The following is a 22,508-nucleotide window of genomic DNA, read 5'->3' as shown; positions in this document are numbered from 1 at the left end:
ACGGTCAAGGTTAGTAGCAACGTCATGTTACAAGATTCTAAAGGGATTTAATCGTCCATCGGTGGATGAGCCCCCTCCCTTTGGACTTTTATAAGGATGTGGTATGGATTTTTCAGCTTTGGACAATGCGCTGGCACAGGGTTTCGGCGCATTCACTCAATACATTGAAGAGCAACTGAGTGAAGACAAGACGCTTTTACAGAAGACATTCTGGCATCATGGAAAAATGGTTGATTTTCTGAGTTATGTCATCCAGCAGCATGATTCTGAAACCAATAATTTAACGGAGCACGTGCAATTACTTCTGCAACGCGGGGCTAACACCCTGTTGAATCAGCCGGTTCACCTGGTTCTTAAAGAAAAGAAACTGGATTTACTGCCATTCCTGCTCGACGCTCAGGGCAAACTGCAAAAAAACCTTAAAGCGCCGCAAATCGAAAAAGAGATTGAGATATGGGTTGACAATGAGGAGCAGTCTGATTCGCATTTTATTAATGGTCGGGACAGAGACGGGCGAACCATTCTGTCAAGGGCCATTGAAACCGGCTCGATTGAGTGCGTTCGCCAGGTTCTGAAGTACAAACCCTTAATCGATCAGGCGGATAACATTCAGCTGGATGAAGCCACGGCGCGCGAAATGCAACCACTTCATCTCGCGGCTTTTCGGGATTTTGGTGAGGGCGTTAAGGAATTGCTTGGTGCGGGTGCCAGCGTGGACAATCCTTTTGGCAGCCGAAAAAGACCGACCCTTTCCATTGCTGCCCGGGAAGTCAACGTCAGTGCTCTGGAAGCGGTTCTTGAGGTAGCCAATAAGCCCGCGCAACTGAATTATGAAGACACGATGAGACTCAGGCCTATCGATTTATTATGCGATTCCCTGGCAAAAAATGAAAAAACACACGAAGCGATTCGTGGCATTGCCATGTTATTGTGCCGCGGGGCCGACATGCCGCGTACGGAGGCTTACTGCCAGCTGCTGCATACACACCGACGCCAATTACTGAATGACATTTTGGATTATGCCGGAAAAAATCCGGAACTGAAGCCGTCGATTCTGCGAACCATTCATAACAAGAATCATGCGCTGCATCGGGTTATTTACGATACCCATTCCCTGGGACGTTCGGTTAAAAATTTAACTGGCGGCTATGATGATTTGGCAGGGCAGGTCGAAAGCCTGGCTCAGGATATTCCTGAAAAAGGGGAACTTCAATTGCGGCCCGACGAGAAGCGGTTTGCTGAATTCGTCCAGCTCTATTTGAAAAACATTAAAGACGCTACTTTTTTTAATCGCTGGAGCGGCATGTTGACCAAAATTTCCCAGGGTGAAGTGACGTCCTGGCAGCAATTGTGCGATTACGCGTACGCTAATCCCAATAGCCGTACCGCCCTTATCATTAAACAGATGGACAGTGAGGTCAACACGGTTCATTTACACCATGATTCTCTGGTGGTTTAACCCGAAAGTCCGTGCATGCCATGCCGCGGAGGAATCGCGGCATGGCGCAATCGCTGTAATCAAAACCACGCCTTCAGAAACAGCGGGCCATCCCCGGATGATTCATCCCCATGCAGCAACTTAATCTTTTCATTCCCATTTCATTGCTTGCCTTCATAGTCTATAAACCCTAGAATTCTATTTTTATGCAAGGTGGAGAGTAACCAATGGGGTGGAATGAGCCGGAAAAAGGCAAGGATCCATGGGGTGGAAAAGACCAACCCCCTGACCTGGATGAAGCATTGAAGCGTTTTCAGGAACGCCTTAAAAAAGCATTGTTTGGCGGCTCTGGCCAGGAAGGAGGCGGGGCGGCGCCCAAACAGGGCAATGGCGGTCTTCTGGCCGGCATGGTCGCGCTGATTCTGTTTATTCTCTGGGCTTTGTCAGGAATCTTTATTGTCGATCCCGCAGAACAGGCCGTTATTCTTCGCTTCGGTAAATACGTCGAAACCGTGGGGCCGGGGCCGCACTGGATACCGCGCATTATCTCCACAAAAATCGTCCACAACGTGGAAAGGATCTCGCACTATTCCTATTCCGCCCAGATGCTGACGAAGGATGAAAACCTGGTGTCTGTCTCATTGGTCGTGCAATACCGCATTGGCGATCTGGAAGATTACCTGTTTAATGTGGCTGACCCTCAGGAAAGCCTGCAGCAAACCACATCAAGCGCTCTGCGTCAGGTGGTGGGTAAGACGACCTTGAATCAGATCATTACGGAAGGACGCGAAGCCTGGGGTACGGATGTGCAGGACGTGCTGGTTAAAACCCTGAAGAAATACAACACGGGTATCGTGATCGTCAACGTATCGCCTCAACCTGCCCGTGCGCCGGAAAGCGTACAGGATGCGTTTGATGATGCCATTAAGGCCAGGGAAGATGAGAAACGCTTCCAGGGACAGGCCTTAGCCTATCAGGCACGCGTGGTCCCCATTGCGGAAGGAAATGCCAAGCGCATTCTTGCGGAGGCAAAGGCCGATGCAGAACAGGCGGTGTTGCGGGCCAAGGGCGAAGTCGCTGAATTTTTAGCGCTGCTGCCACAATATACCCAGGCACCGACTGTGACATCGGAGCGCATGTACCTCGAAACCATGCAGCGTGTCTTAAGTCGCAGCACCAAAGTGATTGTGGATAGCAAAGCCGGCAATCTGTTGTACCTGCCGTTGGATAAACTGGGCACCAGTATGGTGCCTCAGCCCATCCCCGCAAAAGGCAAATCCATGGCTGCCAATGCAGGCGATAATGAGGAAGACAGCCTGGTTGCCGGCCGTCAAACCAAACGCCAGCTTTATCGCCAGGGGAGAAACGAATAATGAATGCAATGAAAACGACGTTAGGAATTTTAGGCTTTTTTGTACTCATCCTGTTTCTCGCCAGTGTATTTACCATTACTCAGGGTGAGAACGGCCTGCTGCTGCGGTTGGGGCGGTTGGTTGAGGAAGGGAAAAGTGGTCAGGTCAAAGTATTAGGACCGGGCTTGCATGTGAAAACACCCTTTATTGAAAGCGTGCGTATTTTTGATACGCGTTTGCAGACGCTCGACATTAAATCGTCCCGGATTGTGACAAAGGAAAAGAAAGACGTGATCGTCGATTATTTTGTCAAATGGCGTATCGATAATCTGGCGCGTTATTACAAGGCCACCGGCGGCAATGAATTCAAGGCGGAAACCCTGCTTGAGCAACAGCTCAATACCTTTATCCGTGCAGAATTTGGTAAGCGCTTTATTGCCGATGTTGTTTCGGGCAGCCGGGATGATGTCATGGAGGTATTGCGCACCAAAGCCCAGCAACAGGCTTCCCAGTTAGGGGTCGTTGTGGTTGACGTGCGGATTAAAGGCATTGAACTGCCACCCACCACCAGCAATTCAGTGTATCAGTCCATGCGGGCCGACATGCAGAAAATAGCCAATCGTCACCGTGCGGATGGTAATGCGGCAGCCGAGGCCATTAAAGCCAATGCGGATGCGCAGGTCACCGTATTGCTGGCTACAGCCCAAAGCGAGGGCCAGGAAATCCGGGCCAAGGGTCAGGCAGAGGCCGCCGGCATCTACGCAAAAGCGTTTCAGCAAAACAGCGACTTTTTTACCTATTACCGCAGTTTGAAAGCCTATGAGAACAGTTTCAATACCAAACGCGATCTGCTTGTTCTTGATCAAAGCAGTTCCTTTTTTACTTACTTTAAGCATCCTATGTTAAAAGGTAATGGAGAAATTAAGAAAAACTGATATAATGTTAAATTTTGCTGAAATCGGGTTAAGCATGCTTAACCCTTTTTTATTGGAGTCGGTGGTTGTGATCGTCAGTTTTCTCTCCGCATTGGCCTTGATGTTTGTACTGGAAGGTATAATGCCGTTCGGCTCACCGGGGCGATGGAAGCAGTTATTATGCAAGATTGTCGAGAAAGAGGATGTCGTGTTGCGTATTGCCGGGTTTATCAGCATGTTGGTGGGAGTCACGCTTCTCACTGTTGTTCATCAATTTGCAGAGTAAGAGTCTATTATGGGTAAGAATGTTGTAGTAGTAGGAACGCAATGGGGTGATGAAGGAAAAGGGAAGATCGTTGACCTGTTGACTCATGATGTGAATGTTGTCGTCCGCTACCAGGGCGGCCACAATGCGGGTCATACCCTAAAAATTAAAGGTGAAAAAACGGTCTTGCGTCTAATTCCCTCAGGCATGCTGCGTCCCCATGTGCAATGTTACATTGGTAATGGCGTTGTGTTGGCCCCCGATGCGTTGCTGACTGAGATTAAAGAGTTGGAAGGCAAAGGCATTGATGTCAGATCGCGTCTGCACATCAGTCAGGCCTGCCCTCTGATCCTGCCTTGTCATATTGCTCTGGATAAAGCGCGTGAAACGCACAAAGGGAGTACAGCCATCGGCACGACAGGCCGCGGCATTGGTCCAGCTTATGAAGACAAGATAGCCCGCCGTGCCATTAAAGTCAGTGATTTGTTTCATCCGCAACGGTTTGAAGCCAAACTGAAGGAATTGCTGCAATACCATAATTTTGTGTTGAAAAATTATTATAACCAGCCGGAAGTAGCGCTGCAGCCGTTGCTGGATGAGGCGGCGCGTTGGGCTCAGGAATTAAAAGACATGGTCTGTGATGTCACCACCCGCCTGCATGAACACCGTGAGCAGGGTGACTCTATTTTATTTGAAGGTGCGCAAGGGGTTTATCTGGATATTGACCACGGTACCTATCCTTTCGTGACCTCGTCCAATACCTGCGTGGGCAGCGTGGTCAACGGCGCTGGTTTTGGTCCCCGCTACCTGGATTATGTTCTGGGAATCACCAAAGCCTACACCACCCGTGTCGGGGGTGGACCTTTCCCGACGGAACTGCATGACGAGGTGGGCAAACAGTTGGCCTCGCGCGGCAATGAATTTGGTGCGGTCACCGGCCGTCCTCGCCGCTGCGGCTGGTTCGATGCGGTTTTGCTGCGCCGTTCCATCGAACTGAACAGCATCTCCGGGTTATGTTTAACCAAGCTGGATGTGCTTGACGGCCTTGATGTCTTAAAAATTGCGGTGGCTTATCGTGATCGTGAGGGCAAACTGCTGACCCGACCTCCGCAGTCCGCGGATGATTTTGAGGGTTTAGAGCCCGTCTACGAAGAATTTCCAGGCTGGCAGGAATCGACTGCGGATGCCACGTCCATTGAGCAATTGCCTGCGAATGCCATTGCTTACATGAGACGCATTGAATCATTACTGGGTATCCCGATTGCCATGTTATCCACCGGGCCAGAGCGTGATTCCACGATTGTTTTTGAAGATCCTTTTTCGGCCTGACAGGCTAAGGATTGGGCTTCCTTTGGGTTGCCCAATCCCCCTTACTGATCATACCGCTTTTCGAATGCCGCCAGTTGCAATTCCAGTTGACGCTGCAATTGTGCCTTCTTGCTGCCTTGAATGAATGTCAGGCATGACGCGCTGTTTAAATCCTTGCATTGCGGCACGCTGACACCGGGCTGACTCTGATTCCATAAACTTTCTCCCGGTAGGAAACTGAAGGTCAGGGCATTGCGGTTAATCTGCTTAAGGGTTGAGTAATCCAGTTGATGGTGTAATACGGCTTCGACGTACTGCGCGGTTAAATCCGTGCGTAAAATGCCTTCATCGTCAGTGGAGAGGACGACAGGCACCTGGTGTTTTAAGTAGTAATTAAGCGGGTGTTGTTTACCTTCAATCGCAAGAATGGCTTTATTACTGATCAAATTAATTTCCACGGCGATGTTTTTTTCCTTTAAGAGGCGCATGATCTCGTCAGGATTCTCTTCATGGGCTATGTCGACGCCATGGCCGATACGCCTGGCATTGCCGACTAATATGGCGTCGCGAATGTGAAAACGGGTATCGGCCGGAACGACGTCTTGCGGCGCCAATTCACCGGCATGGAGGGCAATGGGTACTTCGGGGTAGCTCTTATGCAGAAATTCAAAAATTTTCATCTGCCCACGGTAATCCCTTAACGACAAATAACCGTCTTCCGGCTGCACCAGATTAACAGCAACCAGCGATTTGGAACGCGAGGCGGCTTCAAACCCATGCAGCGCCTGGGCAAATACTTTATCCAGGGTTTGTTCTCTTAACACATAATACTGAAACTGGACTGTCAATCCGCAAACCGGTTGATCAGGCTGTTGCCTGCACTGAAGAAAGGATTGAGCTTCGTTAAGCAGATGATCGGATTTGTTGACTGTTTTATTGATGGTGTCTATAAATCCCGGGTTAGCCAGGAGCTTTTTTTTCATTGCCGCCATCTGGGTTAAGGTAAACGACGGATCGGCGAAAGCGATGGATGCCCCATTGTCGGGTAGAATCATTATTTCCATGTAGTGTTCATGCTGATCGGCAGCCCGCAACATTACTTCACTCAATAACTCGGCATCGTGATTGGCCACCAGTGGGATAAATTTCATGAAGGAGGCAAAAAAATGATCATGGCCGGACTCAGCACCTGGAATAAAATCTTTCATCGACCAGGCGCGTACCGTGTTGGCATAGATTTCCGGATGCTGGCTTAATTCCCTGGCAGGAATACCGCGGCAGGCTTCCGTAGTTTTGCTGATGGCAAAGGTCGCGGTATCAAGACAATAGTCGTGTTTAGCAGCCACAGCCAACATCGCTTCCGGATAAGCGCCGCCAGCGAGGTGGTAATGCAGTTCGCCGCCTTTGGGCATTGCTTTGAAAAAGGCATAAAGCGAATTGGGATCGTGCTTGATTGCATCAACATACTGATTGACATGAGCGAAGCAGGATGATTGATAAACCAGAAAAGACAATAGGGCATGGCGTAAAGACAACATAGGCAAGGCTAAAAAGGGTCAAAAGGTAATTATCTCATATGGAGGACAGAATGGCTATGCGCCTGTCTGTAGTACTCATCACCAGATGGCAGTTTTATAGAAATGCGGTTGGAGAGGCTGCCTTCCCTGGCGGCAACGTGATTTTACTTAGTTTGTTGACATAATCCCGGCTTCGATTAAAAAAATCATCAGTAAATAATTCAACCAACCGGCCTGATTTCACAGGCTGATCACAGTCATCGTACCGTAGGCGCTTGAGGATTCCCACGTTCAGCTTCTTCAAGGAGTATCATGGAGTGTTGATAGTCAGGAGAGTGCGCATTGATTTCGTCAATGACAGTCAACAGCTGTTTAAGCAGCTCATCATATTTTTTCAATTGGTTTTCAATCGCTTCCTTTTTGCCAGGGTATTCTTTTTTTTGTTTTTCTGAATGGGCAATTGCCTTCCTGATGAGAATGGATTGATCAATCGCCTGTTCGCGTGTGACATCCACATTTTTCATGAACGTCTCCAGCGTCAGCCGTTTTTTTGTAATTATTCCATTTTCCATGTATGACTCCAAAATTTAAAAATTGTACAATAATCAAGACTTGTGTGGTAATTTATTCGGTGAAAAGTGCTCTTGTTTTTTAATTTCCTTTAATCGCTCGCCAAAATAGGTATTCGGGTCGGGTCGCTCTTCACTCTGCAAATTCGCTTCAGCGCGAGCCACTTTGTAGTCTTCTTCGACCTGCTCTTTCACGGAGGGATTAAGCTTATCCAGCGCTTCTCTGATTTCAGTAAGCAGCACCACCCCTTCCGACTTCTGTTGCGCCCAACGAGACTTGATGGCTTCTGTTTGTTCAGTCAGTTCCTTTAATTCCTTATCGTGATCCAGGGATTCGTCCAGTTCATAAAGTGACTCCATGGGGGCGTACATGGCGCCCGATTTCATATCCAGATTAAATTCGACCTCGACTGGCTTGTCATCAATCAGCGCATGAACTGTCAGTGTAAATCCAGGATTAAAAAGCGCGCAATCACCAAGCTCTATTTTTTTAAATTGAATGCGGGTGTCCTGCAATGATTTTTCCACGATGAATCGTTCAAGGTAGGCCATTAATTCCCTGTACGTTGACGCCTGGTTTACCTGGGTGAAAAACGGGTAATGCATCCCTTGATTGATCACCTGGGGATCCTTTGAAACAAACTCAATCGTCTGATTCGTGTACTTAAATTGCTTTGGAGGCAGCTGAAGTACCGGCGGTTTCTCATTGCCCGTCTGATTATGGAAAAAGGCGGTTCCGGCGTATGTTAACGCCTGGTATACCTCAATTGAACGCGGCCTGTTCAATGTGCTGGATTCTTCTCCCTGGTAAAAATAATAAACCAGTCGATTTCTTGCATAGCGGCAATACTCCTGCAAGGCCTGTAAATCCTCATCCTCCCCAGGGAGAGACGCAATGTACTCAAATAAATCAAGAAGCTGTTTATAAATGATGAGACTGTTCTTTTTATTGGACGGATTCACTGCGCGGTAAGCGGTTAAAAATTCTGATAATTTTTTAACCTTTTCTTTGCTTTGGGCAGGGAGTCGCTCATTATCAACATACGCTGCCAGCACATCCGCTACGGCATCAAACTCGGTTTTTCTATTGGCGTCAATCTCTTCAGGCGGCATGGCGGCGTGAATCCTGACTTCAAGCTCATTTAAATAGTTATACAAACGCCCGTTTGAACCGCTGCCTAAATGGCGTTTGTGCTTTATGTCATCGCTGAGCAATTGTGATTTTGCTTGGTGAATAGCCTGTAAAATCTCGGCAGCGCTTAACGTGTCGTTATTTAAATCGAGCAGAAGCTTTGTGACAATGTCTTTGCGATCGCCGCTAACCCAGCTGCGTTTCCACCAATGATCACGGTAAGAGGTCAGCCATTCAATGGCTTGACCACGCATATTGGAAGGAGACTCGGCCCACCAGTGCGCGAAGGAGTCTTTTTTCCATTTGCCCGTGGATTCGGGTAGGAGCCGGAGGTTTTCTGCCATTATCACGGGCAGATACAATGTTTTCTGCTTTTCATGCTCGCCGCGATGGGCGGTCAAAATGACAAAATGTTCTTGCTGAGCCTTGGCCACGGCTTCAATATACTGGTCTGACCTGCTCCAGATCATTTGATTGATAAATTCTTCGCAGGCGTTGCTGAATCTGGCATAGCCCACCGAGTTACCTGAACGATAAGCTTTATAACGGAGATAAAGCATGGCCGCCATGATTGTTTGAACTTTATCCTTTAACGGAGCAGCCGCGTCGAGCGTGAATTTGCCGGCTAACTGCTGTTGATAGGCCGGGGTACTGAGCCATTCCAATTGTCGCCGAATCACGGCAGTGATTGCCTGACTTCTGGCGTCCTCAGCCACAGTCTTCAATTCTGTTGTCGAGTCGGCCTCTATGTCCATCATATCGGCGTAAACCGCTGCGGGTGCAACAGGGAACAATTGACCGTGAAGCTGGGTTCGCTTCACGTAATGCGTACCCAGAGGCGCATGTCGGATGGTAATCTGATCGATCAAGCCGATGTCATCCAGCGTCCTTTCTTCGGGGAGGTCAATGGTAATTTTGTTGTGTGTTGCCCATTTGAGCAAATGGGCTCTCAGCATGCCGTCTTGTTGCGCATACTCATTCCATTCTCTTGCAGCAAATTCAGCAAGACGGGTAATTTTCGCGGTATTTTTCCCTTGCAGAGCCGGGTTATGCTCCAATGTTTCCCAATAATTATCGATGTTGCCAAGGAGTACATTCCATTGCCCCAGTAATTGATTGATAATCGCCTTTTTGCTGGCTTTCGTAGCGGAGGTGGCATGAATCTGGGTGATAAAATTGAAGAACTCCTGATAAATGAGATCCTTAATGCCATCAAACGATTCGCGCAAATCCCGGTCTTCTGAACGCGGCTTATTGCGGATGTTGTTCAACAGGGCAATGGCTCTTTCCACTTCCTGAATTGTTTCTTTAAGGTTACGCAGTTTTTTCGGCGAATCCGCATAGACTTCTTTAAATTCGCTGCGACGAAGAATCATGCGCGTAAAACCGGGTTGCCCTTTACGAGCCGGCCGGCCGGATTTTTGCTGTAAAGCCCGCTCTAAATCTTCGGTGGAATGAGGAGCGGTATCCGCGCTGGTTTGAATGGCGTAAAGGCCATTGGCGTGAGTCGGTTTAATGTCGGTGCCGCGATCAAAAACCGACGAAATAGTAATGACGCCATCCAGCCCCGCTTTATCCTTAAATAGTTTTTCTTCGTCGTTTCGCTCCTTGGCAGTGGGTTTTTCACTGCTGTAAAAACGCTGCAGGAAATCAGGGTTTAGCTTATGTTTGTATTTTTCAGGGGCGGCTTCAATGGCGTCATGCAGCGCCTGATAAATTTTCTCGCCCTGTGTTTTATCAGGACACTGAATTAATACAGGACCGCATAACCCATCGGGCTGACTGCGAATATACCGCAAAACGTCTTTGACGATGAGTTGAATGTGCTCCTGCTCCTCCGCCTCCGGATCATCAAGGTATTTAGCCTGGGTGAGCAGGGGGTCTAAATGCCGCAGATTGGATTTGGTGAATTTTGGAATCCCGGCAAAGCGAAAGCCGTATTTGGCGTATTGCTCAATGATTTCTTTCTTCGACCCTGCCGTTCCGGTCATCCCCAGGATCCGTTGATAAGTGCTCATTAACAAGCGACTGTTTAACGAGGTCACGTAGGTTTTTTCAGGCTCAACCAGAAAATCGGGCTTGGTGCCATCGTCTATGGCATCACGGTACTTTTGGCGCAGGCGAACATGCAGAAACTGCTGGATGCCATTACTGAATTCGGCATCAATATTAGGCCGTCCACCGGTCAGAATACAGGCTTTGGAGACCTGACCGAACTTCGGATGCGCGAGGGTCACGACTCTAAATTTGGTTTCTTCCTGGTCGATTAAGTGTTTGGTTTTTCCAGCGGCGATCAACCAGCCTTCTAGGCGTTTCTGGTAAAGTTCAGGTTGTTCTTCGAGTTTTTTCAACTGCTGCTTTTCTTCTTTGGATTTGGCCGCATTTCTGAGCCAGGCTTTGGCCAGCGCTTGAAGATCGGCATCACTTCGGGGGATGGTCTGTGCATCAGTAAAATTAATTAAGGCTTCATAAATCCAGGTGTAGGGGCTTTTATACGGATCAGTGCTGGCATCAAGCGTCGTGGCGTAACGATAACGGGTGCTGTCATCCAGGGTGGAAAAATCCACTTCATCGGCGATCAAGGCACAATTGTCGGGGAACACTTTACCTTCCAGCTGCATCTTGGAGCGGTAGAGCGCCACATCGGACATGCTGGAGTAGTGTATGGCATTGGCCTGGTAATCATCAAAGCCGGATTTGGCCGTGATGAGTTTCACCGGCATGCCCAAGTAGTTAAAGAATGCGTGGTTTTCTTCCAATCCTTCAGATGCCAGGAAGCTGTTCGCTGTACAAATATCAACGGTTTTGCCTTCGAGATTGGCCAAGGCAGCCGCTAAGGCGGCGGTCATGGACTTCCCTTCACCGGTTTTAATTTCCCCAACTAGATTCTGACTGGTCTGCATGGAAAGCAGCAGATACATGATTTGGGTTGGTCGTGGCATGTTGCCTGTGGCGCGATACATCACTTCACGCAGCAAGGCGATGACTTCCAGTCTGGCCTTAAGACGCTGGTCATCCGTCGCTCCGCTGCCTTCTTTTAACCGACTTTTATAATAATCCAGAAGGTCATGAATCTCTTTATGAGACATGTCCTTGACGGCTTTAAGTTGAGCGGAGGTTTTGCCATTTTCAATGATTGGAATACCGAAGTCTTTGCCAATACCGTTAATGTACAAAAACCACTTCTGCAGCTGTTGACGCTGGCTAAGCAGCATCGGACGACCGTAGTTCATGTCCTGGAGATTGTTGAGGTAATTGATCACTTCACTGGCATCAAAGTGCTCATCCAGGGTTTTCGCCGTGTCGCGTTTGCCAAAAGGATCCAGATCATATTTTCTCTTAAGCGCGTCCATATCAGGCGATACGGATAAGGTAATCTGGGCCAGTTCCGAGAGCCTCGGGTAAGTGGGGGTACTGTAAAGAGCGCCGAGCTGTTTAAGGGTTTCCGCATCGACCTGTTTTAGCTGGTTTACCGTATCCACAAGGAGTTTCTGATCATACTTCGAATCCAGTTCGCCCTGCTCTTTTTCGGCAGCCCGCAAGGCGATGCTCATGATCAGGGCCATTTTAACCTGATCCAGGTCGTTGGCGGCTTCGATAAAGGCGGAGAAGTCAGCGGCCTTACTTTGGGTGAAAAAGGAGAAAACGGATTGTGTCAAAGCCGGATTGTTCAATCCTTCAACAAGATTAATGTTCTTGATGAGTCCTTTTAGCCCGATATCCTGGTTAGCAGCGAGAATATGCAGTTTCTGGATAAATAACTCACTGTTGTTGCTGCGAAGTTCAAGGATGGCCGTCAAATAATTAAGGATGTTATCCGGTTTTCGATGGCAATAGGCAAGCCCCAACTCACAGACGGCCTGTTTCTCCTGATCACTCCATGTTTTCTGTTTGTCAGGGTCAAATACCGTGTCAATGAGCGCGGCTATCGCCTTCAATGTCTGCTCTGAGGGATCATTAAACGCAAGGAATTGGCGGAGTAAGTTGGTTGGGAAGGGATCATTGGGATTAAAACCCGATACGAGCGCACCCGTGATTTTAGCAAGGTATACCAGCGGGTACTCTTTCAGTGACGGGCTTTCATCAAACGCAGCAATGACGGATCTTAAGTCCGAAGGCCAGGTTTTATGAATGCGCTGCAAATCGCCGAGGAGCTTGCTTAAGCTATCCAATTCGCCGGCGTAAAGCCCGATAAAGGCGTCAAAATCCGCTTTTTTAACCGGATGATTCATTTTGTTATTGATGATTTTGGCGAGGCGCGCACGCGTGGCCTCGTCTCTGATACCGACATTGGCTATGCCGTCATTGATGACGGTGTTGTAGACATTGGTCATGACGCCGGTGATTTTGCCTTTGACGACATCGCCAAGAAAACCTGAGAACTTGCCCATTTTGTTAAGGCCTTTGATTAAGGCGTGAGGGCCTTCGGGAGTGGCAAGCATCTTAAAGAAGCCTTCACCCAGTTCATTCTCGATAAGCCCCTTAAAACTTGCCAGTTCATTGAGGATCTCGCTCATGTATTTGGCGATGATCGTCTGTAAATTGCCACCGCTTTCAACGGGCGCTGCGATGACTTGCTCCAATTGAATCGTGCAATCTTTGGGCAGAGCTGCCTTGACGGTTTGTTCAAGCGTGCTGTATTCCGGTTTTTCTTTCGCCGCGACATCCCTGACAATGGCAATGAGTTGATCGAGGCTCGGCAGCGCCTTTGATTTCACATCAATATGGCCCAGCAGTTCCAACAGATCATGGGTTGTCTGATCGCCGTGTGTATTCAGGCATTGAGTAACCGCTTCATAAAGTTCTCTGATTTTCTTATCGGCGTTTTCTTCATCGAGGCCTTCATTGGTACAGACAGCAATCAGTCGGGTTGTGCTTACGCGTAGACTGCGGTGATCGGTGAGAACCTGAGCCTTCGCATCGGCAATTTTTTTCAACTCTCTGTTGTTAAGGCCTTCCAGTTCGCGCATAACCTCTTGAAAAAGCGAGAGTTCTATTGCGCGCGGGTTTTGACAGAGGAGGGTCAGTGTTTCAATGTAATCCTGCGCATCCTCATCATACGCTGCAACCAATTCCTGGATCATGCTGATGACCTGGGCCGGTTGCTTCGTGTTTTGGGCTTGTTTGGAAATGGTCACGATCTCCGCCAGGGTGGGCCTTATCGGAGACATGCGCATCCCACGCCAGGCATTGACCATCACCCGAATGTTCATCAACTGGAATGAGTTTTCATCTTTGGAAGTGTCTTTGTACAGGTTTATCCAGTTCACCAGGGTTTTGATATCGCTTTTTTGAAACTGTTTGCCGCGTTTACCGGTGCCAAACACGGCGATGAGCAATAAAAGCGATTCTTTGCCGTTGAAATAATTATTGTTTTGAATATTATCATCAATCAGCTCAAAGGCTTCCTGATACCGTTTAACTGGCGCACGATGGTTAAACGTGGCGATGTAACGTAAAAAAATGGCCAGTTGTTTAGCGCTGTCATCACCGACGGCCCCATCGGCTAAATTAGCGCCAATGTTGACTTTATCACAGCGATAAACAAAGCCTTTTTCTGAAAAACGGACATCCAGTTTCGCTTTCCCGGTGAAACTGCCCAGGTTGAGCGTCATGGACGGAGTGACCAGTTTATATCCTTCGTATCGTGAGGCATAAAAAGGACCGAGGCCATTCAGGGATAAACCGGGTAATGCTTCATAAAACTGCTCATTGATATCATGGGCATTCGGGAGGATGACTGACAGCAATCGATCCAGTGCGACGCGCATGTCGGCCACGCCGGTGAGGAACGGGCAGTATTCGGTTAAATGAAGGCCCGGGCTTACCTCTTCCAGCTGGCCACAGAAGTAGGAAAATCCCTCAGCCAGTTCTGCCAGATTGGCCCAGCGGGCGCCGGGATGGCGTTCCTGCTTCACATGGGTAAACCCGTCTTCTTCTGCCTGTTTAGGGTCGGGAGAATAGCCAATGTTGCTGGTATGCTGCTCCGTTAACGCCAGCCACCAGGTGGCCTGGGCTGTGGAAAAGGCCATTAATTTCTGGATGGCGGCTAAATTGTTTTCCTGAAGCAACTCATTGAGGTTTTGTGATGAATCAATAAAGCAGGCTTTGAAACTGGCAAAAAAGGCATCGCCCTTGATGGCTTTGAGTTCCTGAAGGGTGCTCAGTAACTGAAGAAGGCCGGGAACGCCCTTGTCAAAAAAGACCTCACTGAGCGCGTTGATGTTTTTTTCGGTAAGCGTGTTGCCAAACACGCCTTGCAGGAGCGCCTGTAGTTTACCAGCGGCCTCAGGGTCCTGTGCGGAAATGAAAGCCTGCAAAATGGTCAAACGCTGTTGGATGGACAGTTTAACCGTGTCGTCTTTGAGGTAGAAAAAGTGGCGAATGCAGTCTTCAAGCGAGGGACGCGGCGCTTTCAGTTTGGCAATCACCGCATCGTATAAATGTTTAGCCTGTTCATGGTTGATGAACTGCAAGGCATTTCCCGCCCAGTCGTTGGGCAAAAGCGGCTTTGAAAACTGAATGGTTAAGGGCGATTCATTGGGATTGATTGCAGCATCAAACGCGGAATAGGCGAGCACGACGTTGCCGTCTGCGTCGTTTTGCAGTTCAAACCCGCGAGGCAGATTATCAGGGTGTAAACCGTATTGCACATCCTGCAGGTGTTCAATCAGCATTCTCGCGGCCGACACACTGATTTTTTTGATGCCGTATTTAAAAAGACCTGCCTCTTCGCCGGTAATCATGTCCCAACACTGTTCGGGACTAAGATGGGGATGGCGGGCTTTAATGAACTCCTCGAGCTTGCCAATGGTGCCTCGGGTTAGTAACTCGTCAGCCCCGGTATAGATACTGAATAATTCGTCCTCAACCTCGTCTTCTTCCGGCAGGTTGTTGTCATCCAAGGACGTTTGCACCTGTTGTTGAACTTGCTGTTGCTGCTGTTGTTGCACCTGAATTTCGGTGGAGAGGGTGCCTAAATCACCCTGAAAAATGGCCTTGCCGATTTTGCCTAAGGTGACGTTCGGCACGTCTGCTCGAGCAGTTGTTTTTTCATGTTCCCTGGAAGAGAGCCCCCTTTTCTGGTTTTTCAAGCCGGCATTTTCAAGTTCTTCCAGTTTGTCTGCGATTTTTGATGGCGTTCTGTCCGGTGCAGAAAAGGTAATGACGGTGGCATAAGGGCCTGCGCTGATTAAATCAATTAAGGCTTGAACCGTTTCTGGTTTCAATGGCGCGAGTGAGGAGCTGACGATTTCCAGTCGTTGAATGCCTTCAGGCGGCATGCGCCTTAGGATATCGCTCAGGACATCAAGCAACGCGTCCTGGTCAATATGACTTAGATCGGTAATGGCGAAACTGAATTGCCTGAACGGGAGAAACGGGGTGGCGGATTGCAAATGATCGCGTAAAGCCGTGAGCATGCCCAGATCGGTAATCACATAGCCTAAGGCCTGGGCGTCGCGCATGCTGAATGTGTGGTAATCGAAAGCCCCGTCTTCAAAACGGCTTTGATTATTAGCGATGTATTCTAGCAACTTCACAAAGCCGGGGGTACCGAGTTGGAGGGCGTTTTTATCCGCTAACGACAGTGAGCCCACAAACCATTCAAATCGCCCCTGGGTTGGTTTATCAGGCGTTTGAAATAACATCGCTTCAAACAGAGCATCCCAAGGGAGCTTTTGTGCGCTGGGTTTTATATTAAAATGGGCCAATAAGGCATTGCGAGTGTTCACCAGCATTAAGTAATCGCTTAAAACCGGATCCTCGGCAACGAGTTCAATGCCAAGGGTTAATTTATCGATATTGTCCTTTATAAACTGCTGATTAAGCTTCTCAGTACCGGTCAGTGTAATTTGTTTAAGCGCTGCGTTATTGCCAATGGTTTCGAAAAGAACATCAAGGACCAGCTCAGCATTTTCCTGATCAGTGAGGATTTCTTCCAAATTCAGCGTCAGGTTACCCTGGGATTGGGCAACGGCTTTTATGGCGGGCAAATCCTTCAGTCTGGCTTTGTCTGTATTCAAAACCACCAAGGCTTCAAGGTGCTTGCTGTCTAATTTTCCTTTGGGGACGGGTTGTCTGCCCCGATTCAGGGCAAACGCCAGCAATTGGCCTTCCACCAGGACCGGTTTGACCCTGTACTGATCCGCATCCTGTTCCTCAAAATCACTTTCCGAAACCAGTGAAGTTAAGGCGGTTCTCATTTCCTGACTGATGAGCTGTTGACCCAATAAGGAGCGGTAGACGAAGTCGCGAAGGCTTGAGGCATCCTTGCACTCGGTGAATTCCTGATAAATCCCATGATTTTGAATGACGCCTGCATCGATGAGATCCTGAATGATTCCTCGTAATGCGCGGTATCCACAGGTAAACCCGTCACGTTGCTCCTGGGTGCCGGTCACGGTAATCTCAGGGTCTGTGCAATCAGGGAAGGCGGTATAAAATTTTACTGTGTCTTTGCTGGCGTAGCTGCCAATCTGGTTATGGTATTTCAAGGCATTTTTTAACGTAGCGGCAATTTTTTTCTTGGACGCCTCATGCAGTTGCAGTTCATCTGTGTATTTCACCCTGATTTTTACAGGCTTGTCGGTAGGGTCGACCTCCACGAGGATACGAGCCCAATGGTTTCCGCGGGAATCAATGCGGCTATGGCCATCTTCCCCCAGGTTAACAATCAAAGGGATGACGTAAGGTGTGAGTGGCTCGTCATGTTGATGTTGTTCCCTGGCAAAATGCAGCGCCAAGCCGAGATCGTCTTCGGTGAACGGGATGATGTGGCAGTCGGGAGTACCTAAAATCTTTAACTGACGCTGAATGTCCACATCCGTCAGCCATTCATCCTTCCTTAACCTGCCGGCAAGGAATTTTTCAAACAGACCAGGGTAATCGGCGCGTTCAGCATTGAAGTTCATGCGAATCGGGCGTTCGCTTTTCCACTGAAGCCACCGGGTTCTCGCAGCCAGCGTATCCAGGGTCAGGTTGTACGTGTCCCCCAGGTCGCCGGGTATTTTGTTGCTTTGCATGTGTTGGATAAACACATCATAAAAAATAGCAAAATCCGACAGATGAATGGCCAATGTTTGCTCATTCTCGACGGCCAGGGGGCTTAAGGGCAAATAATCGGCGTGTTCGGTGTCAAAGCGTTTTAGGCCTTCAATCAGCTTTGCGTCGGCGTAAATCAGGCCCGGATCGGCTTGATTCAAGATCTCCAATAAGGTTTTAATGGCATTATCAAGGGGATTGGCTGTATCCAGTTTTTTTAAATCGCGTGTTTTTTTTTCCAGCGTAGCGGGTGATAAGCGGGCGATCGTTGCCAGCTCCTCAGGCGATATTTTATTTTGAGCAATGGCTTGCTGCAATTGCACCATTCTCGAAATTAACAGGTGAGTGCGACTTTCTGTATCAGGCGTATCAAAAAACATGGCTTGACCAACTGATTTAATATTATCTAGTTACAAAATAGCATAAATACCTTACTTAAATATTAACAAAGCCGTTTAATTGTGTGATTTATAAACAATTGCGATTGAAAAGGGGCATGCATGGTTCCCAAAAATAGTCTTATTGAATAAAATTTGAACTAATGGTATAATTTCAGAATTTACATGTCAACGAGGCTTAAATGAAACTAATCATTCGATTTGCGCTTGAAGGAAAGGAAGGCACTATCGAGACAACCATTCAAAATAAAGAAGGGCTTGAGGCACGCGCTCGTTCTTTAATCGCCGCCGAATTAGGTCTGGATGAAAATCAATGCCAATTCACCCGTCTGGTGGGTAAGGAGTCTCTGGGTTACCAAAACGCTCAAAACGACGAAGTGTTTTTAAATTATGCCGTTGTGAACCTGGGTAAACAGGAGGAGGAGACTGAATCGGTGGGCCTGCAATCCTCGGAATCTCAGGAGTCAAGAATCACTACCGGTGCCTGGACCGATGGCGCGCCTTTAATGTCCGTGGGTTCAGAACCGGGTACGATTGAAGCGTCTGAAAACCCCAAGGGGCTTTATCGTTCAAAATCCACCCCGCCTTTCTTTGCTGGCAGGGGGCGATCAGGTTCCCCTTCTCCGACGGAAGAGGAGTCAGAGGAGCAGGTTTCGAAACCACACCCTAAATAACCCTCTAAAACCCGCGTTAAGCGGGTTTTTTATTTAAGCGTTTGTGCACATCCGCTTGTTCTTCGCCATACAATAACACACCGCCTATCACTGCCGAAGGCATGGTCAGTAGATTGAATAGAGGAATGAAATTAAAGACATTGATCATCAAGCCAAAGCCCAGTGATTTCATACGATTGTGCTGTAAACGCTGCTTCATGGCGGTAAAGGTGAGTAGATTATTATCCATGACAAAATCCTGATACTGCATGCTGAGCATCCAGGCATTGAAGGTAAACCAGATAAACGGGTAAAAAGGCTGGATAAAGGGTACGAAAAAAAGCGCCGCTGTTAACAGAAAGCGAGGCAGAAAATAACGCAGAAACTGCCCTTGCCGTTTAATGCTGCGCTTGGCCATGACCATGAAAGGCTGTGAAGGGACCTCGCTTTGAAAAAAATGCGTTTGTGCTTTTTCGGCCAATAACCCGTTAAAGGGTGCCGCAATCAGGTTACAAAGGGCGGTGAACAGCATCAAAAACAGTAAAAAAAAGCTCAGCACGACCAGAATAAAAAACACGGTACTTAAAAAACTCAACCAGGAAGGCAGTTTGTCCAGGTAGTAGTCGGCATAGGGAAGAAGGTAATGATAAAGAAGATAAAACAAGCCGGCAAACAAGAGCACATTAAACAGAACCGGCAGCACAACAAATCGGCGCAAGCCCGGAGTGGATAGCCGTTTTAAGCCTGCAATGAAATAAAGCATGCCTTTGATGAAATTGCCCATGGTTTTCCTGTGGCGTGATGTTAAGGATAGTTTACCGCAGTTCCTATTTGGTTGCAGGTCATTGCGCAGCAGCAAATGGCTCGTAAACTGAGCGTAAATTTACCGATGTGTTATAATTTTGGTTACCTTGTCAGTGGAGTTGTTCCATGTCGTATACTAAAAAATCGGCGGAAAGGTTAAATAAAATTCAAAACGGTTGGTTTCATGTCGATGGTAACATCTCAGATAGCGAAGATCCCCAAAAAAAAGCGAACCCTTTTTGGCAGTTTCGAGTAGCAATTAAACCGACCCATGAGAATGCAATAAAGGCCGCTGAAGCCTTAGGAAGACTTCACCAGTTTCAAAAAAATCCTTAAGGTATTTATCCCCGGTGAGGATAACCAGTTGTCCAGCTGGGACGGTACTATTGAGGGTGCTGATCGGGATCAGCGCGGTAAGGAAATTTGTGTTTACATGGATTATTCACCGAATAACCCAGCTGATTTTTATGAAAACGGCTATCCGAAGGCCGATTATTTAAAAAATTTAATGCTGGATATTTGGCATGCCCTTGAACAGGCAGGCGTGGAAATGGCCTATATTGCTCCTGGCCCCGGCGAGAAACAAGTGCTGGTGGAGGATGGAACACTCACGCCCTTTTCGTATAGCAGTAACAAGCCCTGGAAAGGGCGGCACGGTATTCTGCATTCGTCCGAATACAATCCTTTGAAATTTGATGACCCTCTTCAGGGTGTTACTCTTCTTGCTTCTGATTTGACAGAACATAAGATAAAACCTTTAAAAGCAGAAAATCGCATCCAACGTCTGGTTTATCAGCAACAACATCATCAAGAAGGATTGGCTCGTGCCAAGGCTGATTTAAATACTCCCTTTGAGAAAGATGATGTTTATGCTTCCATTGTTCAAAGATTAACGGAGTTGGTTGGCAAGAAAGGGGCAGTGACAGCAGAGGAGATCAAGGGTTTTATCGAGGTGCTTAAAGAGCCTAATGATAAAAGCCTTTACCATGAAGCATTTTATGCTCTGGGTGATTGTGGTAATAGGATTTTCAAGGATGCAGCCGCCAATTTGTTGAATAACCCCGCTGAGGCGCAGAAAACGTTAAATTCGTTATTTGAAACAATCCATACCGAAAAGAAAACGGCAGTTGCTGAAATGATGGCTGTTCTCCCCGCTACCTCAAGTATCAACCAAGCCGAGTTGGAAGAAAGGTTTGATCGCAATCCGGTTGCGTTTCATCGTCTTTATCAACGGTTTGTTTTATTGGCTCAGGAAAACGATACAATCCAGAGGGAGCAGCAATCGCTTGAACAATTTATCCAAAAAACCTTTCCCGCTTCTTATTCGAAACTGGATCAAGACGACTCACTGATTGCCGCCCGAAATCTGTTAAACGATTACACCAAGAATAACTCCGGACTGAGTCGGGCATTTACTTTCCACTGGTTTCGCCATCATACCAATGAAGTCAATCAAATTGTGGAAAAAATTGACAGCGGCGTTATTTCCAGCATTGATCAGTTGATTGGGGAACTGAAAGAGATAAAGTTGGCCAATGCCAAAGGCTCATTGTCTCGACGTATAGACTTTATTGTATTCCGACATGCCGAAGCCCAGGCGAACATAGCCCAGGCTGATCAGGCGGAAATTCATAATGCAGAGGTGGAAGAGCCAATTGATATTGTAGAGGATACACAGGCGTTTAGAATCTGAGATCACTCAGGTTTCTCATCGTTCCGCGGTGGGTTATCCCGGTAGGGAAGTCCCCGCAGTTCGACGAGTGGACCTGTTTCAGGGGTTAATTTTTAGCGACAGCCAATCCTTTAAGAATCGTTAAAGCCGCGTACAGTTGATAATCTTCATACAACAGGGTTTGATCATCCTTGTGGGAATTATCGACTTTTTCACTGGAATTATTATTTTGATTCAGCAGATGCCCATTCAGTTCAGCTTCGCTGAAGCTGGTTAAATCTTTGGCTTTACTGGATTTGGGCACAGCAATTTCTTCAATAATAATGTCGGGTGTAATGCCTTTTGCCTGGATAGACACCCCGGATGGTGTGTAATAAAGGGCGGTTGTTAATTTAATGGCCCGTTTTTCGTCCAGAGGCAACACCGTTTGCACCGATCCCTTACCAAAGCTTCTTGTCCCGACAATGATCGCGCGCTTGTTATCCTTCAAGGCACCGGCCACAATTTCTGAAGCGGAAGCCGACCCATTATTGATGAGCACAATCAGCGGCGCATTCTGCAAAATATCGCCAGGGTTGGCGAGGGCCGTGAATTTGGAGCCGGGCAGTCTGCCTTGCGTGTAGACGATCATTTCTTCGCTGCCTTTCTTGTCATTATCAATGAACGCATCGGAGACCTGAATCGCTGAATCCAGTAAACCGCCGGGGTTGTTGCGCAAGTCAAGGATCAAGCCTTTGAGTTTACCGCCGGATTGCTGTTTTAACTGGGCAATGGCTTTTTCCATGTCCTGAGCGGTCATCGCCTGGAATTGGGTTAAACGCACATAGCCATAACTGTCATCCAGCAATTTACTTTTAACGCTCTTGATGAGAATTTTTTCGCGAATCAACGAGAAAGTGAGCGGTTTATTCACACCTTTGCGCAGAATGGTCAAATCAATGGTTGTTCCTTCCTTGCCGCGCATCATGTTCACTGCATCCTGAAGGGTGATACCCTGCACGGATTTGGCGCCCAGTTTAATGATGTAGTCTCCTGCCTTGATGCCTGCTTTAAAGGCCGGGGTGTCGACAAGGGGAGTAACCACTTTGACAATGCCGTCTTCCATGGTGACTTCAATTCCAAGACCGCCAAATTCGCCGCTGGTTGATGTCTGCAATTCCTTGAAAGAGTCTTCATCCAGGTAGGTGGAATGGGGATCAAGCCCGCTCAACATTCCGCGGATGGCATTATCAAATAATTCCTTGTCATCGACGGGTTTCACATAATATTTTTTAATTTGGCCAATGGCATTGGAAAAACGTTGTACATCTTCCAATGGAATTCGCTTGTTTGGTTCCTCCTCCGTCGCGGCGAATCCGGGTAAAGGCAGAAAAGCTGTTGTGACTAATGTAAGTAATGCACCAGATAACAGGTTGCCACGCATTGTATTCTCCTTGGATAGTTG

At 47.9% G+C, this 22,508-nt stretch carries 13 protein-coding genes; 8 read left to right on the top strand and 5 right to left on the bottom strand.

From position 1 onward, the window contains the following. Positions 1-103 precede the first annotated feature (103 nt). The 5 genes from DYE45_RS11795 (at position 104) to DYE45_RS11775 (ending at position 5,298) form a co-directional block, all read left to right on the top strand. Entirely contained in the window at positions 104-1,459 is a 1,356-nt protein-coding gene (locus DYE45_RS11795) for an ankyrin repeat domain-containing protein (protein WP_108293001.1), read from the top strand. Positions 1,460-1,665: 206 nt separating this feature from the next. Continuing rightward, complete coding sequence (hflK, locus tag DYE45_RS11790; RefSeq protein ID WP_115300936.1) at positions 1,666-2,811, top strand: FtsH protease activity modulator HflK; 1,146 nt, start codon at positions 1,666-1,668, stop codon at positions 2,809-2,811. Next, positions 2,811-3,725: a protease modulator HflC gene (hflC, locus tag DYE45_RS11785; protein ID WP_108293005.1), complete on the top strand. Its 915-nt coding sequence runs from the start codon at positions 2,811-2,813 to the stop codon at positions 3,723-3,725. Before hflK ends, hflC begins: the two co-directional genes overlap by 1 nt. Positions 3,726-3,729: 4 nt before the next feature. Beyond that, positions 3,730-3,990, top strand: coding sequence for a DUF2065 domain-containing protein (locus DYE45_RS11780; protein ID WP_248296023.1), 261 nt, complete (start codon positions 3,730-3,732; stop codon positions 3,988-3,990). Between the two features lie 9 nt (positions 3,991-3,999). After that, entirely contained in the window at positions 4,000-5,298 is a 1,299-nt protein-coding gene (locus DYE45_RS11775; protein ID WP_108293007.1) for an adenylosuccinate synthase, read from the top strand. A 41-nt stretch (positions 5,299-5,339) separates the two neighbouring features. On the opposite strand, the gene DYE45_RS11770 is transcribed toward DYE45_RS11775, so the two are convergent. The 3 genes from DYE45_RS11770 to DYE45_RS11760 form a co-directional block, all read right to left on the bottom strand. Beyond that, positions 5,340-6,815, bottom strand: a complete 1,476-nt coding sequence (locus DYE45_RS11770; protein ID WP_108293009.1) for an adenosine deaminase family protein — start codon at positions 6,813-6,815, stop codon at positions 5,340-5,342. 236 nt (positions 6,816-7,051) lie between these two features. Further along, positions 7,052-7,366 (bottom strand): hypothetical protein, encoded by a 315-nt coding sequence (locus DYE45_RS11765; protein ID WP_108293011.1) that lies wholly within the window; start codon positions 7,364-7,366, stop codon positions 7,052-7,054. 33 nt (positions 7,367-7,399) lie between these two features. After that, complete coding sequence (locus DYE45_RS11760; RefSeq protein ID WP_115300935.1) at positions 7,400-17,917, bottom strand: preprotein translocase subunit SecA; 10,518 nt, start codon at positions 17,915-17,917, stop codon at positions 7,400-7,402. 200 nt (positions 17,918-18,117) lie between these two features. Between DYE45_RS11760 and DYE45_RS11755 the strand changes: the two genes are divergently transcribed. After that, a complete protein-coding gene (locus DYE45_RS11755) occupies positions 18,118-18,609 on the top strand; it encodes a hypothetical protein (RefSeq protein ID WP_115300934.1) in 492 nt (163 codons plus the stop codon). A gap of 16 nt (positions 18,610-18,625) precedes the next feature. Here DYE45_RS11755 and cysZ read toward each other — a convergent pair whose 3' ends face one another. Then, on the bottom strand, positions 18,626-19,372 hold the full coding sequence (gene cysZ / locus DYE45_RS11750) for a sulfate transporter CysZ (protein WP_115300933.1): 747 nt from the start codon (positions 19,370-19,372) through the stop codon (positions 18,626-18,628). 146 nt (positions 19,373-19,518) lie between these two features. Between cysZ and DYE45_RS11745 the strand changes: the two genes are divergently transcribed. Together DYE45_RS11745 and DYE45_RS11740 are read left to right on the top strand one after the other, a co-directional pair. After that, entirely contained in the window at positions 19,519-19,728 is a 210-nt protein-coding gene (locus DYE45_RS11745) for a hypothetical protein (RefSeq protein ID WP_115300932.1), read from the top strand. 28 nt (positions 19,729-19,756) lie between these two features. Continuing rightward, the gene (locus tag DYE45_RS11740) at positions 19,757-21,085 is read left to right on the top strand and encodes a DUF5617 domain-containing protein (protein ID WP_115300931.1); all 1,329 of its coding nucleotides are present in this window, start codon (positions 19,757-19,759) and stop codon (positions 21,083-21,085) included. Between the two features lie 85 nt (positions 21,086-21,170). Here the strand turns inward: DYE45_RS11740 and DYE45_RS11735 are convergent, their stop codons facing one another. Continuing rightward, positions 21,171-22,487: a S41 family peptidase gene (locus DYE45_RS11735; RefSeq protein ID WP_108293021.1), complete on the bottom strand. Its 1,317-nt coding sequence runs from the start codon at positions 22,485-22,487 to the stop codon at positions 21,171-21,173. Positions 22,488-22,508: the final 21 nt, after the last annotated feature.

Source organism: Legionella taurinensis, assembly GCF_900452865.1.
GTDB lineage: Bacteria > Pseudomonadota > Gammaproteobacteria > Legionellales > Legionellaceae > Legionella_C > Legionella_C taurinensis.
This window is presented reverse-complemented; position numbering and strand designations above follow the sequence as displayed.